Below are 15,059 nucleotides of genomic sequence, written 5' to 3' on the forward strand. Positions count from 1 at the left end.
GTGGAGTCGATCAGTTGCCCTTGTCCGGCGTTCAACCCGCCCGGTAGGCAGGGGGAACGGACTTCTCCTGGAGGTTTCATGTCTCTCGATGTTTCCCCCGACCTGCTGGCCGCCGCCGAGCGCGGACCCGTATCGGACGCCGAGTTCATCGACTGCGTGCGCACCTCACTGCCCTACGCCTGGGAAGTGATCTCCGGCGTGGCGACCTCCGTCGACGCGAGCGGGTTCGCCGACCACGAGGTCCCCCCGCCCAGCGAGGCCGAACGCGGCCAGCTCCTGCGCGCCCTGGCCTCCGACGCCATCCGCGGCGGGCTCGAACGGCACTTCGGCGTCAAGCTCGCCTTCCAGAACTGCCACCGCGTCGGCGCGTTCGCCCCCGCCGCCGTCGACAGCGACCGCTACCGCGCCTTCATCTCCCCGCGCGGCCAACTCCTCAACCAGTCGCCCGAACTGCGGGACTGCTGATCCGGCTCGGGGTCTTCCTCCTCGCGGGCAGATTCCCCGGGCAGACCGACCAGGACGCGCTCGACCGGGCCAGGCTCGCCGTCGGGGCCGCCGAACAGGCGGGGCTCGACGACGTCTGGTTCGCCGAGCACCACTTCATGCCCTACGGCGTCTGCCCGGACGCACTGACCTTCGCCGCCTACGCCCTCGGCGCGACCAGGCGCGTCGGTGTCGGCACCGCCGTGAGCGTGCTGAGCACCGCGCACCCGGTCGCGCTGGGGGAGCGGGCGCTGCTGCTCAACGGCCTCGCGGGCCGCCTCACCCTCGGGGTCGGGCGCGGCGGGCCGTGGGTCGACCTGGAGGTCTTCGGCGACGTCGACCGCTACGAACGCGGCTTCGCCGACGGCATCGACCTGCTCACCGACACCCTGCGCGGCCCCACCGCGCGCGGCGACGCATGGTTCCCGTTCCGCGAGGTCCCGATCGTCCCGGCGACCACCCCGCCGCCGGTCGTCGTGGCGTGCACCTCGACGGCCACAGTCGACCTCGCCGCGAGCCGCGGCCTGCCGATGCTGCTCGGAATGCACATCGGAGACGACGACAAGCGCGCGCTCATCACCCGTTACGGCGAAAAAGGCGGTCCGCCCGACGCCGAGCACGTCTCCGCCGTCGTCGCGCACATAGCCGACAGCCGCGACCAGGCAGTGGCGGAAGTCATGGCCGCCCTCCCCGGCTGGCTGCGTGACGGCCTCGCCGCCCACCGCACCGTCGACGGCCGACCCCGCCCGAGCCGCGATCCGCACGCCTACGCCCGCCTGCTGTGTGACCTGCATCCCGTGGGCGACCTCGACTACTGCGTCCGCGCCCTGCGCACACACGCGCACCGCACCGGCGTCCGTCGGATCATCGCCATGGCGGACGTGACCGGTGACGCCGGTCGCACGCTGCGCACCGTGGACCTGCTCGGTACCCGCGTGCTACCCGCGCTGCGCACCCCGCCCGGTTCCGACCTGGGCAAGCTCGCCTAGACTCGTGGACTGACCCCGTCCACTTTCCGTGCTCGGGGCTCATCCAGCACATGCCGTCTGTCAGTCGTCCTAGGAGATCACGTTGAAGAGCACCGTCGAGCACCTGAGCCCGACGCGGGTACGGATCAACGTCGAGGTGCCGTTCGACGAGCTCAAGCCGAACTTCGACCGCGCATACCGCAAGCTCGCCAGCCAGGTCCGCATCCCGGGGTTCCGCCCCGGCAAGGCCCCCGCCCGGGTCATCGAGTCGCGCGTCGGTCGCGCGCCGATCCTCGACGAGGTCATCAACGAGGCCATCCCGGCCAAGTACATGGAAGCCCTCACCGCCGGTGAGATCAAGGCGCTCGGCCAGCCCGACATCGAGGTCACCAAGCTCGAGGACGGCGACCACCTCGCCTTCACCGCCGAGGTCGACGTCCGCCCCGAGATCACCATCCCGGCCTACGGCGAGTTCGCCGTCAGCGTCGACGACCTCGAGCTGGCCGACTCCGAGGTCGACGAGCAGCTCGACGAGCTGCGCGCCCGCTTCGGCACGCTGACCGGCGCCGACCGCCCGGTCGAGAACGGCGACTTCGTCTCCATCGACCTGTCGGCCACCGTCGACGGCCAGGACGTCGAGGAGGCCAAGACCAGCGGCCTGTCCTACGAGGTCGGCTCCGGCGAGCTCATCGAGGGCATCGACGAGGCCCTGATCGGCGCCTCCGCGGGCGAGACCAAGAACTTCCCGACCACGCTGGTCGCGGGCGACTACGCGGGCAAGGAAGCCGACGTCGCCGTCACCGTGCAGACCGTCAAGGTGCGCGAGCTGCCCGCGGCCGACGACGACTTCGCCCAGCTCGCCAGCGAGTTCGACACGATCGAAGAGCTGCGCGCCGACCTGCGGGAGCGGCTCACCCGGGTCAAGAAGATGCAGCAGGGTGTCCAGGCCCGTGACAAGGTCCTCGAGGCGTTGCTGGAGACCGTCGAGGTCCCGCTGCCGGAGAAGGTCGTCGAGGCCGAGGTCGAGTCGCGCCAGCACGACGCGGTCCACTCGTTCGACCACGACCAGGACAAGCTCAACGAGTTCCTGGCCACCCAGGACCAGACGCGCGAGGACTTCGACGCCGAGGTGCGCGCCGACGCCGAGAAGGCGGTCAAGACCCAGCTCATCCTCGACTCGATCGCCGAGAACGAGCAGGTCCAGGTCAACGACGGCGAGCTGACCGAGCGGATCATCTACCAGGCGCAGCGCTTCGGCGTGAGCCCGGACGAGTACGTCCAGCGCGCCCAGCAGTCCGGCCAGCTCGGCGCGATCTTCGCCGACGTGCGCCGCGGCAAGGCGCTGGCCTCGGTCGTGCGCCAGGCCACCGTGACCGACGCCTCCGGCAACAAGGTCGACCTGGAGGAGCTGTTCGGCAAGGTGGAAGAGGCGCCGGTCGCCGAGACCGTGTCTGCTGAGTGACGACTGTTAGCGCGGTCTCAGGGCCGCGAGGATCGCAATTGACGCTCTGAGCGAAATAGGGCGGTGTCGGGAAGTCGGCGCCGCCCGATTTCGTTAGGGTCGGTTACGAGATCACTGGTTCGTTGGACTGATCTAGTCAGACTGGAGAAGGCAGGCAGACGTGACGCAGCACCTCTCGCCCCACATGCGGTCCGCCACCGCGGGGCTCAACCTGAACGACTCGGTGTACGAGCGGCTGCTCCGTGAGCGCATCGTCTTCCTCGGTTCCGAGGTCGACGACGACATCGCCAACCGGATCACCGCGCAGCTGCTGCTGCTGGCCGCCGAGGACCCGGAGAAGGACATCACCTTCTACATCAACTCCCCGGGCGGCTCGGTCACCGCGGGCATGGCCATCTACGACACCATGCAGCTCATCGAGCCCGACGTGGCGACCTGGGGCATGGGCCTGGCGGCTTCCATGGGGCAGTTCCTGCTGGCCTCTGGCACCCCGGGCAAGCGCTACGCCCTGCCGCACGCGCGGATCATGATGCACCAGCCGTCGGCCGGTGTCGGCGGTACCGCCTCCGACATCGCCATCCGCGCGCAGGTGTACGCGAAGTGGAAGCACGAGATGGCGCTCATCACCGCCGAGCAGACCGGCCAGACGGTGGAGAAGATCACCGCCGACGCCGACCGCGACCGCTGGTTCACCGCCGAGGAAGCCAAGGAGTACGGCTTCGTCGACCACGTGGTGTCCCGCGCCACCCAGACCAACAACTGACGACGAGAGGAGTACCGCCATGAGTGGAATGCAGCTTCCCCAGTCCCGCTACGTGCTGCCCTCGTTCGTCGAGCGCACGAGCTACGGGGTCAAGGAGTCCAACCCGTACAACAAGCTGTTCGAGGAGCGCGTCATCTTCCTCGGCGTGCAGATCGACGACGCGTCGGCCAACGACGTGATGGCGCAGCTGATCTACCTGGAGTCGGTCGACCCCGACCGCGACATCACGATGTACATCAACTCGCCGGGTGGCTCGTTCACCTCGCTGATGGCCATCTACGACACGATGCAGTACGTCCGCCCCGACATCGCGACGTTCTGCCTCGGCCAGGCCGCATCGGCCGCCGCGGTGATCCTCTCCGCGGGCACCCCGGGCAAGCGGTTCGCGCTGCCCAACGCCCGAGTGATGATCCACCAGCCGTCCACCGAGGGCGTCTACGGTCAGGTCTCCGACCTGGAGATTCAGGCCAACGAGATCCAGCGCGTGCGTCGCCTGCTGGAGACCACGCTGGCCAGGCACACTGGTCGGGAGGAGGAGACGGTCCGCTCGGACATCGAGCGCGACAAGATCCTCACCGCCGCCGAGGCCAAGGAATACGGCATCATCGACGAGGTGCTGCCCTACCGCAAGCTGTCGGCCAAGGGCTAGAGCTTTCAGCCCGGCGCGGACGAATTCAGCACGAAAGTGACCGACACGCGGGCCCTTCTGGGCTTACCGTAGTGAACTAGGGCTTTCGGTTGAATCGGCCGCGCCGGGTGCGGGGTTCTCCCGCACAACGGGTGTTGGCAGGTACCGTCGAAGGCAACACAGCCAGGCGCGCTTCCCGGAGGGCGCCGGAGGGGACAGAGGTCAGACGTCATGGCACGAATCGGTGACGGCGGAGACCTGCTCAAGTGCTCTTTCTGCGGAAAGAGTCAGAAGCAGGTGAAAAAGCTCATCGCCGGCCCCGGCGTGTACATCTGTGACGAGTGCATCGACTTGTGCAACGAGATCATCGAGGAGGAGCTCGCCGAGGCGGGCGACGTCAAACTCGATGAGCTGCCCAAGCCCCTCGAGATCCACGAGTTCCTCGACCAGTACGTCATCGGTCAGGACGATGCGAAGCGCTCGCTCGCCGTCGCGGTCTACAACCACTACAAGCGCATCCAGGCGGGCGACCGTGCCCGGCCGGAAGGCGGGCGTGAGGGTCGGGACCGCGAGGAGACCGTCGAGCTGGCCAAGTCGAACATCCTGATGCTCGGCCCCACCGGCTGCGGCAAGACGTACCTGGCCCAGACCCTGGCCAAGCTGCTCAACGTGCCTTTCGCCATCGCCGACGCCACGGCGCTGACCGAGGCGGGCTACGTGGGCGAGGACGTCGAGAACATCCTCCTCAAGCTGATCCAGGCCGCCGACTACGACGTCAAGCGCGCCGAGACCGGCATCATCTACATCGACGAGGTCGACAAGATCGCCCGCAAGAGCGAGAACCCGTCGATCACCCGCGACGTCTCCGGCGAGGGCGTGCAGCAGGCGCTGCTCAAGATCCTGGAGGGCACCACCGCCAGCGTGCCCCCGCAGGGCGGCCGCAAGCACCCCCACCAGGAGTTCATCCAGATCGACACGACGAACGTGCTGTTCATCGTGGCGGGCGCGTTCGCCGGTCTGGAGAAGATCATCCAGGACCGCGTCGGCAAGCGCGGCCTCGGCTTCGGCGCGGAGATCCGCTCGAAGGCCGACATCGACAACGCCGACTTCTTCTCCGACACCATGCCGGAGGACCTGATCAAGTTCGGCTTGATCCCCGAGTTCATCGGCCGCCTGCCGGTCCTGGCCAGCGTCACGAACCTGGACAAGGAATCCCTGGTCCAGATCCTGACCGCGCCGCGCAACGCCCTGGTGAAGCAGTACCAGAAGCTGTTCGAGATGGACGGCGTCGAGCTGGAGTTCACCGCGACGGCCCTCGAAGCGGTCGCCGACCAGGCGATCCTGCGCGGCACCGGCGCCCGTGGCCTGCGCGCCATCATGGAAGAGGTCCTGCAGTCGGTGATGTACGACATCCCGAGCCGCACGGACGTCGCCAAGGTGGTCATCACCGAGCAGACGGTCCGGGAGAACGTGAACCCGACGATCGTCTCCCGCCAACCTTCCCGACGCGAGCGGCGCGAGAAGTCGGCGTAACCGCCATGGAGTGGCCGTACGTCCTGCTCTTGCACGGTCTGACCGGGGCAGGACGCGACCACTGGCAGGGCTGGCTGGCCCACGAGCTGGCCGATGCCGGAGCCACGGTCGAGGTTCCCGTGTTCAGCGACCCCGACCGCCCGTCGCTGGACGTGTGGTTGTCCGAGCTGACCCACCACCTCGAGGTGGCGCCGTCGACGGCCAAGCGCGTCGTCGTGGCACAGGGCCTCGGCGCGGCCCTGTGGCTGCACCACGCGGCCCGCTTCCCGGCCGACGACCACTCGCTGCGGGTCGACAACGTGCTGCTCGTGGCCCCGCCCGGGGCTGGGTGGCACATTCCCGACGTCCACGGCTTCGTCCCGGCGCCGCTGGACGCGGCGGGCATCCGCCGTGCCGCGGGCTGGACCCAGCTGGCCACAGGCGAGGACGACGCGTACCTGCCGGTCGACGAGGCCGTGGCGATGGCGGCGGCGCTGAAGATCGACCTCGACGTCATACCGGCGGGTGGGAGCCTGGACACCCGGACGGGCTACGGGCCGTGGCCGTGCGTGCTGGAGTGGATCAAGAACCGGCACACCCGGCTGACGGCGGTCCCGGTCGAGTGAGTCAGGCGACGTGGCGGCCGAGGAAGCCGAGCACGTCGGGGACCACGGACCGGTAGAACGAGTCGCCGTGGGTGCCGGGGCCGGTGAAGCCGATCTCCGGTGATGCCAGGCGGATGAACTTGCGGGTGCCCTCGATGAAGTGGTCCTCGGTCCCGCACCAGATGCCCACCGGCACCGAACCCAGCTTGTCCACGTTCCGCAGTGGGTCCAGCGACGCCCATTCCTGGGTGTTCTTGAACGCGCGGCGGGTGCTCATCTCGCGCCACGACATCAGCAGGCCGGGGGAGATGGCGGCGACGGCCGACAGCGGGCGGCCCAGTTCGTTGCGGCGGCGGGCGTAGAGCAGGGCGCCGAAACCACCCATGGAGACACCCGCGGCGGCGAACGGCTGGCCGAGGCCGCGCTCGCGCAGCCAGTGGGGGATCTCCTCCAGCAGCATCGCCATGACGTTGTCGCCGACGTGGTTCTCGTGCCAGTAGTTGTTGCCGCCGTCGACCGCGACGAAGCCGAACGGGGGCAGCGTGCCGTTCGCCACGCCCACCGCCAGCGCCCGCGCCAGGCCGGACGGCGCCGCGTTGCGGGCCGCGCCGTGCAGGCCGTGCAGCAGCACGCACATCGGGAGGTTCTTGGTGGGCAGCTCGGCCGGGAGGATCGTGACGAGGTCGACGTCCTGGCCGCGGGCCGCCGAAAACACGCGCTGCACCCTGGTCACCGGGTCGGGCGCGGCGGCGCTGGTGATCGCGTTCAGCCAGGGGAACGAGCCGGTGAGCATGCCGGTGGTGGCGAGGCCCGCGGCGCCCGCGATCAGCACGGATCGCCTGCTCAGCGGTGTGGCCATGGTTCCCCCTCCCCGTCTCCCCACAAGACGTACCAAGGCGCGCTTGAATCGGCCTGTCGGCGGCCGTCCACCACACCATCGGTGGATGCCGGCCTAGTGTTTCTCGATTCAGTCGAAAGTGACTCAAACCGCTCAGCCGACGGCGCCGCGACCCCTTAGCTCGGCGATCCGGTCGGTCCCGTAGTCCAGCCACGCGAGCACCTTCTCGGTGTGCGCGCCCAACTCGGGCACCTCCGCCGCCGTCCAGTCCCACGTGTCCGCGTCGACCGGCGGCCGCAGCATCGGGACCGCGCCGCCGGGCACCGGCACCTCCGCCCAGCGCTCCCGGGCCACCAGCTGCGGGTGCGTCATCAGCTCGCCGACCTCCCGCGTCCGCGCCGCTGGGACGTCCGCGCGGTCGAGACCGGCCAGGAGCTCGTCGGCCGTCGTGGCGCTGAAGAACGGCTGGAGCTCGGCGTGCAGCTCGTCGCGGTTGGCCACGCGCGCCGCGACCGTGGCGAAGCGCGGGTCATCGGCGAGCCGGGTGAGTTCGGCTAGGTCGCACAGCCGCCGCCACTGGCCGTCGTTCTGGACCGCCAGGTGGACGGTCTCTTCGTCGCCGCAGAGGAACGGCCCGTACGGCGCGATCGTGGGGTGGTGGGCGCCGTGGCGGCCCGGGTTGCCGCCCGTGCCGTGGGCGTAGAGGGCGGGCTGGTGCATCCACTCGGCCAGCGCCTCCATCAGCGTGAGCCGCAGCGTCGCGCCCTCGCCCGTGCGACCCCTCCTGACCAGCGCGGCCAGCACCGCCGCGTGCAGCTGCACCCCGGCGGCGATGTCGGCCACCGAGATCCCCGCCCGCGCCTTCCACGGCCCCGACCCCGTGGTCGCCACCAGCCCGGTCTCCGACTGGATCAGCGCGTCGAACGCCTTGCGGTCGCTGTAGGGGCCGCCCTCGCCGTAGGACGACAGCTCAGCGGCGACCAACTGGGGATGTGCCGCGCGCACCGAGTCCGCGTCGAGCCCGAGCCGCCGGGCCGCGGCGGGGGACAGGTTGCACATGACCACGTCGGCCCGCGCGATCAGGTCCCGGACCACCGCGATGCCGTCGGCCTGCTTGAGGTCGACGACGACCGACTCCTTGCCGACGTTGGTCCACGCGAAGTAGCTCGACACCGTCCCGCACGAGGTGTCGTAGTCGCGGGCGAAGTCGCCGGTCACCGGCCGCTCGATCTTGATGACCCGCGCGCCGAGGTCGGCCAGCAGCCGGGTCGCGTAGGGCACCGCGACTGCTTGCTCCAGGCTGACCACCACGATCCCGTCGAGCGGCTTCACCCGATCCGCCCGATGCCCGCGTACACGTTCATGCTGTCCCCGCGCAGGAACCCCACCAGTGTCATCCCCTGCTCCTCGGCCAGATCCACCGCCAGCGACGACGGCGCGGAGACCGCGGCCAGCACCGGAATCCCGGCCATCGCCGCCTTCTGCACCAACTCGAACGACGCCCGCCCGGACACGAGCAGCACGGTCCCCGCCAACGGCACCCGCCCCGCGAGAACCGCCCAGCCTACGACCTTGTCGACCGCGTTGTGCCTGCCGACATCCTCCCGGACCACCAGCGGCTCGCCGTCGGCGGTGAACAGCCCGGCCGCGTGCAGGCCACCGGTCGTGGCGAACACCTTCTGCTGCTCCCGCAGCCGATCCGGCAGCGCCCGCAGGACCTCGGCGGGCACGGTCACCGGGTCGGCGGCGGGGGAGTGGCGGGTGCGCAGCTTCACCGCGTCCAGCGCGGCCTTTCCGCAGACGCCGCAGGAGGACGTCGTGTAGAAGTTCCGCTCGACCCCCGGGTCCGGCGCGGGCACTCCGTCGGCGAGGGCCACGTCGAGCACGTTGTAGGTGTTGCGCCCCTCATCGTCGGCGCCGTCGCAGTACCGGGCGATGGAGACGTCGGCCCGGTCGCCGATCACACCCTCGGTCAGCAGGAAGCCATGGGCCAACTCGACGTCGTGGCCGGGCGTCCGCATGGTGACCGCCAGCGCTTTGCCACCGACCCGAACCTCCAACGGCTCCTCGGCGGCCAGCGCGTCGGGCCGGGAACGCCGTCCGTCCGCGGTCAGCCGCACGACCGGTCTGCGCACCGTCACTCGTCCCATGTGTCCAGCCTATGCAGACCACCCCCGGCGCCTGCGATCGCCGGGGGTGGGTGGAACCGCGGTTACATCACAGGCGTCGCCACAACGCAGGGACGTTCGGCGGTTCCCAGCCGGGCTGGGACGTGTGTCCCTGCCAGGCCGCGTACCGGACGCCGCCGTAGGTGACCTGGGCGCCCGTCGCGTAGGTGACGTACGGCGCCCACGTGCCGCCCGGGGGCTGGCTCGTCGTGCTGGTCGGCGGGGTGGTGGTGCTGGTGGGCGGGGTGCCGGTGACCACGAGCCGCAGCCCGTAGACCTGCAGGATCTCGTTGACCGGCTGGAAGTAGATCGTGCCGCCCGACGTGCAGTTGCCCGAGCCGCCCGAGGTCACGCCCTGGGCCTGGTCGCCGCTGAGCCAGGAGCCGCCGGAGTCGCCCGGTTCGGCGCAGACGTTGGTCCTGGTCAGGCCGGTGATGGTGCCCTCGGGGTAGGTGACCGAGGCGTTCTTCTGCTGGATGGTGCCGCAGTGCCATCCGGTCGTGGAGCCCGAGCGGCAGACCGACGCGCCGACCGGCGCCTCCTGGGAACCCGCGACCGGCACGGTGCCGGGGTAGCGGTTGACCAGCGCGCGCGGGGTGTTGCCCGCCGCCGCGCGGACCCAGGCGTAGTCGTTGCCCGGGAAGCTGGACGCGACGACGGAGCCCGACGGGTTCGACGTCGCGGTGCCCGCGCGGCCGCAGTGGCCCGCGGTGACGAAGCCGCCCTCGACCGGGAAGCCGATCGAGCAACGGCCGCTGCCGAAGGTGTAGGCGTTGCCGCCGATGATGTCGATCAGCGGCTTGGGCGACTCGGTCGACGCCGTCACCCGGACCCCGTCGACGCCGCTTGACTTGGCCCACGCCTGGGCGGCGGCCTCGCCACCGGCGTGCGACAGCACGACGACGGTGTTGCTCGGCAGGTCGACGTACCAGCCGGGAACGGACTTCGGCGCGGCCTTGGCATTGCCGTCGAGCTTGTTCTTCAGCCCGTCGAGCTGGGCTTCGCTGCGGGCGGCCGGGACAGCCACGGCACCCCGGGCGCGGACCTTGTCGGCCTTGGCCGAGTCGGTGACCGCGACGGTCAGGATGCTGTTCGAGTCGAGCCACGCGCCTGCGAACGCCGGGCCGAGTTCGCCGCGCAGGGCGGACTCGGTGCTGGTCGCGGCGCGTTCCTTGGCCAGGCGCTGCTGGGCCTGTTCGGGGGTGATGTGCAGGTCGCGGGCCATGGCGGCCTCCAGGTCCGACACCGGTTTCGCGGCGGCGGAGGGGGTGACGGCGAGCGCGGTGGCCAGGCCCGCCACGCTCAATGCCGCCAGTGCGGCGGCGGTGATCTTGCGGTTCATCCGCGTCTCCTAGGCAGGGTGAGGGGGACACCCCGAGCTAAGACCGCCGCTGCCTTAATTGGTACATACCAATCAGGTCATACCGTAGGGTCGTGGCGTGATGACTGACCGGTACGACGTGGTGATCGTCGGCGGCGGGCACAACGCCCTGGTCGCCGCCGCCTATCTGGCGAAGGCGGGTCGCTCGGTGGTGGTCCTGGAGCGCCTCGGGCACACCGGCGGCGCCGCGGTGAGCGCGAGCCCGTTCCCCGGCGTGCGGCTGTCCCGGTACTCGTACCTGGTCAGCCTGCTGCCGGACCGCATCGTGGCCGACCTGGGCCTGCGGCTCGACCTGCGCTCCCGCTCGGTGTCGTCCTACACACCCGCCTTCCGCGACGGCGCCGCGACCGGCCTGCTCGTCGAGCGCGCCCCCGGCCAGGCGACGGCCGAGTCGTTCCGCGCGCTGACCGGCTCGGACGCGGAATACACCGCCTGGCAACGGTTCTACGGCGACCTCGCACTCATGGCCGAGGCGCTGGCACCGACCCTGCTCGACCCGCTGCCGACCCGCGAGGCCGCGCGGTCGCTCGTCGTGGGCGCGGCGGGGGAGCGGATCTGGCGGCAGGTGTTCGACCAGCCGCTCGGCGTCTCGATCGAGGAGACCTTCGCCGACGACCTCGTGCGCGGCGTCGTCGCCACCGACGGCCTGATCGGCACCCACACGTCGCTGCTGAGCGAGACGCTGCTGGCCAACAAGTGCTTCCTGTACCACCTGATCGGCAACGCGACCGGCGAGTGGCGCGTCCCGGTCGGCGGCATGGGCGCGGTCACCGCCGAACTCCTGCGCGCCGCGCTGGCGGCGGGCGCCGAGGTCGTCACCGACGCGGAGGTGACCAGGATCGACGCCGACGGCCGCACGGCCGAGGTCACGGTGGGGGACCGGGTGATCGGCGCCGACTACGTGCTGTCCGGTGTCGCCCCTGCGGTGCTCGACCGGTTGCGGGGCCGGGAATCCGCGTCGCCGGTGGGTGCCCAGCTGAAGATCAACCTGCTGCTGGACCGACTGCCGCGACTCAAGTCCGGCGTCGACCCACGCCAGGCGTTCGCGGGCACCTTCCACCTCGACGAGTCGTATACGGAGCTGGAGGACGCCTACCAGGCAACGGTTTCCGGCAAGCTGCCCGAATTCCTGCCCGGCGAGATGTACTGCCACACGCTGACCGACCCGTCCATTGTGGACCCGGCACTGGCCGGGCGGGGCGCGCAGACGCTGACCCTGTTCGGGCTGCACCTGCCGACATCGCTGTTCCCGACCGAGGAGGACCTGGTCGGCCGCTACCTCGCGGGCCTCGACCGCCACCTGGCCGACCCGATCGCCGACTGCGTCGCGCGGGACGCCGATGGGCGCCCGTGCGTGGAGGCCCGCACCCCGCTGGACCTGGAGGCGGAGCTGAACATGCCCGGCGGCAACATCTTCCACGGCGACCTGTCATGGCCCTTCGCTGAAGACGGCGGCTGGGGCGTCGAGACCGACGTACCCAACCTGCTGATCTGCGGCAGCGGCGCTCGGAGGGGTGGCGGGGTTAGCGGCATCGGCGGCCACAACGCCGCTATGGCCGTGCTGCACATGCCACGAGTGGTGAACGACTGATCGTTCACCACTCGTGGCAGGGGGTCAGGCGGCGAGTTGGGCCTTGACCTCAGCCAAGCTCGGGTTGGTCAGCGCGGTGCCGTCCGGGAAGTGCAGGGTCGGGACGGTCTGGTTGCCGCCGTTGACCTGCATCACGAAGTCGGCCGCGTGGGGGGTCTCCTCGATGTCGACCTCGACGAACTCGATGCCATCGGCGTTGAGCAGGGTCTTCAACCGGCGGCAGTAGCCGCACCAGGTGGTCGAGTACATGGTCAGGGTGGCGGGTGCCGACATCGGGGGCGTCCTTTCGCAGCGCTTCTCACCCAAGTCAACAACGCGCGGCCGCCCGGGATGCCCGAAATCGGTGAGCGAGCCGTCACATCCGCATGCTGGGACAAATCACCCGACGATCGGCTCCAGCCGGACGACGATGGACTTCGACGTCGGCGTCCCCGAGGTCTCCGCTGTCGAGTCCAGCGGCACCAGCGCGTTCGCCTCCGGGAAGTACGCCGCCGCGCAGCCCCGGGCCGTCGAGTACGCCACCACCCGGAACGACGGGGCCCGGCGCTCCCCATCCGACCACTCGCTCACCAGGTCCACCATCGCGCCGTCCGCGAGGCCCAGCGCCGCCAGGTCGTCCGGGTTCACCAGCACCACCCGCCGCGCGTCCTTGATGCCGCGATACCGGTCGTCCAGGCCGTAGATCGTGGTGTTGTACTGGTCGTGGCTGCGCAGGGTCTGCAGCAGCAGCCGACCCTCCGGCACCCGGATCACCGTCAGCGGGTTCGCCGTGAAGTTCGCCTTCCCGGTGGCCGTCCCCGGGAACTCCCGCGAGTCGCGCGGCGGGTGGGGCAGCACGAAACCGTCCGGCTCCCGCACCTTCGCGTTGTACGACTCGCACCCCGGCACCACGCGCGAGATCCGGTCGCGCACCAGGTTGTAGTCGGCGGCGAACTCGCCCCACGGCACCGGGTGCGTCCCGAACACCGCCTGGGCCAGCCCGCAGATGATGTCCACTTCGGACCGAAGTTCCGGGCTGGCCGGCTCCAGCCGCCCCCGCGACCGGTGCACGACCGACATCGAGTCCTCGACCGTGACGAACTGGTCGCCCCCGGCCTGCGTGTCCCGCTCGGTCCGGCCCCGCGCGGGCAGGATCAGCGCCACCCGACCGTGCGCCACGTGCGACCGGTTCAGCTTCGTCGACACCTGCACTGTCAGCTCGCACGACCGCAGCGCGGCCTCTGTGACGGCCGTGTCCGGCGTCGCGGCGGCGAAGTTGCCGCCCACGGCCATGAACACCCGCGCCTTGCCGTCACGCATCGCGCGGATCGCGGCGACGGTGTCGTGGCCGTGCTCGCGCGGGACGGTGATGCCGAACTCGGTCTCCAGCGCGGCCATGAACCGCTCCGGCATCTTCTCCCAGATGCCCATGGTCCGGTCGCCCTGCACGTTCGAGTGCCCGCGCACCGGGCACAGGCCCGCGCCGGGCTTGCCGACCATCCCGCGCAGCAGGGACACGTTGGTGATCTCGCGGATCGAGGGCACCGAGTGCTTGTGCTGAGTCAGCCCCATCGCCCAGCACGTGATGGTGGCGGGGGAGTCGGCGACCATCCGCGCGACCTTCTCGATCTGCTCGCGCGGCAGGCCGGTCGCGTGGAGCACGTCGGCCCAGTCGAGGTCGCGCACCGAGGCGGCGTACTCGGCGAAGCCATGCGTGCTCGCCTCGATGAACTCGTGGTCCAGCGCGTCCCACGCCAGCAGCAGGTGCCCGATGGCCTGGAACAGTGCCTGGTCGCCGCCGAGGCGGATCTGCAGGAACTCGTCGGCCAGTTCGGTGCCCTTGCCGAGCACGCCGCTGGGCTTCTGCGGGTTCTTGAACCGCATGAGCCCGGCCTCGGGCAGCGGGTTGACCGCGACGATCTTGGCGCCCGCGCGCTTGGCCGACTCCAGCGCCGAGAGCATCCGCGGGTGGTTGGTGCCCGGGTTCTGCCCGACGACCAGGATCAGCGCGGCCCGCTCGAAGTCGGCCAGCGACACCGATCCCTTGCCGACGCCGATCGTCTGGTTGAGCGCCGCCCCGGATGACTCGTGGCACATGTTCGAGCAGTCCGGCAGGTTGTTGGTGCCGAACGACCGGGCGAACAGCTGGTAGAGGAACGCGGCCTCGTTGCTGGTGCGGCCCGAGGTGTAGAACACCGCTTCGTCCGGTGTGGACAGTGCACGCAGCTGGTCGGCGATCAGCGCGAACGCGCCGTCCCAGGTGATCGGCTCGTAGTGGGTCGCGCCGTCACGCAGGACCATCGGGTGGGTCAGCCTGCCCTGCGCGCCCAGCCAGTAGTCGGTGCGCTCGGCCAGCTCGGCGACCGGGTGCTCGGCGAAGAACTCCGGCCCGACCCGCCGCTTCGTCGCCTCCTCGGCGACGGCCTTGGCGCCGTTCTCGCAGAACTCGGCGATGTGCCGGTGCCCCTGCGGCTCCGGCCACGCGCAGCCCGGGCAGTCGAAGCCCTCGCGCTGGTTGAGCAGCCGCAACGTCTTGACCGTGCGCCCCACGCCCATCTGCTCGACGCCGCGCTTGAGCGCCACCGCGACGCCCGGTATCCCGGCCGCCCACTCCTTCGGGGTGGTCACGGTCAGATCGGACTCGGCGACATCGTTGTCGGGCGGCTTGCGCATGCGTCCAT

At 70.5% G+C, this 15,059-nt stretch carries 14 protein-coding genes; 8 read left to right on the forward strand and 6 right to left on the reverse strand.

All coding sequences use genetic code 11. From position 1 onward, the window contains the following. Positions 1-78 precede the first annotated feature (78 nt). From ACSHT8_RS31355 to ACSHT8_RS31385, 7 genes are all read left to right on the forward strand, one after another. On the forward strand, positions 79-465 hold the full coding sequence (locus ACSHT8_RS31355) for an SCO5389 family protein (protein WP_436495120.1): 387 nt from the start codon (positions 79-81) through the stop codon (positions 463-465). Next, positions 465-1,472: an LLM class flavin-dependent oxidoreductase gene (locus ACSHT8_RS31360; RefSeq protein WP_436502231.1), complete on the forward strand. Its 1,008-nt coding sequence runs from the start codon at positions 465-467 to the stop codon at positions 1,470-1,472. Before ACSHT8_RS31355 ends, ACSHT8_RS31360 begins: the two co-directional genes overlap by 1 nt. An 82-nt stretch (positions 1,473-1,554) precedes the next feature. Next, positions 1,555-2,913 carry a trigger factor gene (gene tig / locus ACSHT8_RS31365; RefSeq protein ID WP_436495122.1) on the forward strand — a complete coding sequence of 453 codons (1,359 nt, stop codon included), beginning with the start codon at positions 1,555-1,557 and terminating at the stop codon, positions 2,911-2,913. Between the two features lie 160 nt (positions 2,914-3,073). Further along, entirely contained in the window at positions 3,074-3,676 is a 603-nt protein-coding gene (locus tag ACSHT8_RS31370) for an ATP-dependent Clp protease proteolytic subunit (RefSeq protein ID WP_436495124.1), read from the forward strand. A gap of 19 nt (positions 3,677-3,695) precedes the next feature. Next, on the forward strand, positions 3,696-4,325 hold the full coding sequence (locus tag ACSHT8_RS31375) for an ATP-dependent Clp protease proteolytic subunit (protein WP_436495126.1): 630 nt from the start codon (positions 3,696-3,698) through the stop codon (positions 4,323-4,325). Between the two features lie 210 nt (positions 4,326-4,535). After that, entirely contained in the window at positions 4,536-5,837 is a 1,302-nt protein-coding gene (clpX, locus tag ACSHT8_RS31380) for an ATP-dependent Clp protease ATP-binding subunit ClpX (protein WP_436495127.1), read from the forward strand. 5 nt (positions 5,838-5,842) lie between these two features. After that, entirely contained in the window at positions 5,843-6,442 is a 600-nt protein-coding gene (locus tag ACSHT8_RS31385; protein WP_436495129.1) for an RBBP9/YdeN family alpha/beta hydrolase, read from the forward strand. Between the two features lies 1 nt (position 6,443). Here ACSHT8_RS31385 and ACSHT8_RS31390 read toward each other — a convergent pair whose 3' ends face one another. From ACSHT8_RS31390 to ACSHT8_RS31405, 4 genes are all read right to left on the reverse strand, one after another. After that, positions 6,444-7,280 carry an alpha/beta hydrolase gene (locus tag ACSHT8_RS31390; protein ID WP_436495131.1) on the reverse strand — a complete coding sequence of 279 codons (837 nt, stop codon included), beginning with the start codon at positions 7,278-7,280 and terminating at the stop codon, positions 6,444-6,446. 132 nt (positions 7,281-7,412) lie between these two features. Then, positions 7,413-8,591: a CaiB/BaiF CoA transferase family protein gene (locus ACSHT8_RS31395; protein ID WP_436495133.1), complete on the reverse strand. Its 1,179-nt coding sequence runs from the start codon at positions 8,589-8,591 to the stop codon at positions 7,413-7,415. Then, the gene (gene fdhD, locus ACSHT8_RS31400; protein ID WP_436495135.1) at positions 8,588-9,409 is read right to left on the reverse strand and encodes a formate dehydrogenase accessory sulfurtransferase FdhD; all 822 of its coding nucleotides are present in this window, start codon (positions 9,407-9,409) and stop codon (positions 8,588-8,590) included. Before fdhD ends, ACSHT8_RS31395 begins: the two co-directional genes overlap by 4 nt. A 67-nt stretch (positions 9,410-9,476) precedes the next feature. Continuing rightward, a complete protein-coding gene (locus tag ACSHT8_RS31405) occupies positions 9,477-10,769 on the reverse strand; it encodes an alpha-lytic protease prodomain-containing protein (RefSeq protein ID WP_436495137.1) in 1,293 nt (430 codons plus the stop codon). 100 nt (positions 10,770-10,869) lie between these two features. Here ACSHT8_RS31405 and ACSHT8_RS31410 point away from each other — a divergent pair, with 100 nt between their 5' ends. After that, a complete protein-coding gene (locus ACSHT8_RS31410) occupies positions 10,870-12,399 on the forward strand; it encodes a phytoene desaturase family protein (protein WP_436502232.1) in 1,530 nt (509 codons plus the stop codon). 24 nt (positions 12,400-12,423) lie between these two features. On the opposite strand, the gene ACSHT8_RS31415 is transcribed toward ACSHT8_RS31410, so the two are convergent. Further along, positions 12,424-12,672: a mycoredoxin gene (locus ACSHT8_RS31415; RefSeq protein WP_436495139.1), complete on the reverse strand. Its 249-nt coding sequence runs from the start codon at positions 12,670-12,672 to the stop codon at positions 12,424-12,426. Between the two features lie 105 nt (positions 12,673-12,777). After that, positions 12,778-15,051 (reverse strand): FdhF/YdeP family oxidoreductase, encoded by a 2,274-nt coding sequence (locus tag ACSHT8_RS31420; RefSeq protein WP_436495141.1) that lies wholly within the window; start codon positions 15,049-15,051, stop codon positions 12,778-12,780. Positions 15,052-15,059 lie beyond the last annotated feature (8 nt).

Origin of the sequence: Actinokineospora sp. HUAS TT18, from assembly GCF_051364635.1 — a bacterium.
Lineage (GTDB): Bacteria > Actinomycetota > Actinomycetes > Mycobacteriales > Pseudonocardiaceae > Actinokineospora.

Coding starts and splice junctions, on each gene's coding strand:
- ACSHT8_RS31410 (WP_436502232.1), top strand. CDS start 10,870: ATGACTGACCGGTACGACGTGGTGATCGTCGGCGGCGGGCACAACGCC.
- ACSHT8_RS31405 (WP_436495137.1), bottom strand. CDS start 10,769: ATGAACCGCAAGATCACCGCCGCCGCACTGGCGGCATTGAGCGTGGCG.
- ACSHT8_RS31390 (WP_436495131.1), bottom strand. CDS start 7,280: ATGGCCACACCGCTGAGCAGGCGATCCGTGCTGATCGCGGGCGCCGCG.
- ACSHT8_RS31375 (WP_436495126.1), top strand. CDS start 3,696: ATGAGTGGAATGCAGCTTCCCCAGTCCCGCTACGTGCTGCCCTCGTTC.
- ACSHT8_RS31415 (WP_436495139.1), bottom strand. CDS start 12,672: ATGTCGGCACCCGCCACCCTGACCATGTACTCGACCACCTGGTGCGGC.
- clpX (WP_436495127.1), top strand. CDS start 4,536: ATGGCACGAATCGGTGACGGCGGAGACCTGCTCAAGTGCTCTTTCTGC.
- fdhD (WP_436495135.1), bottom strand. CDS start 9,409: ATGGGACGAGTGACGGTGCGCAGACCGGTCGTGCGGCTGACCGCGGAC.
- ACSHT8_RS31420 (WP_436495141.1), bottom strand. CDS start 15,051: ATGCGCAAGCCGCCCGACAACGATGTCGCCGAGTCCGATCTGACCGTG.
- ACSHT8_RS31385 (WP_436495129.1), top strand. CDS start 5,843: ATGGAGTGGCCGTACGTCCTGCTCTTGCACGGTCTGACCGGGGCAGGA.
- ACSHT8_RS31355 (WP_436495120.1), top strand. CDS start 79: ATGTCTCTCGATGTTTCCCCCGACCTGCTGGCCGCCGCCGAGCGCGGA.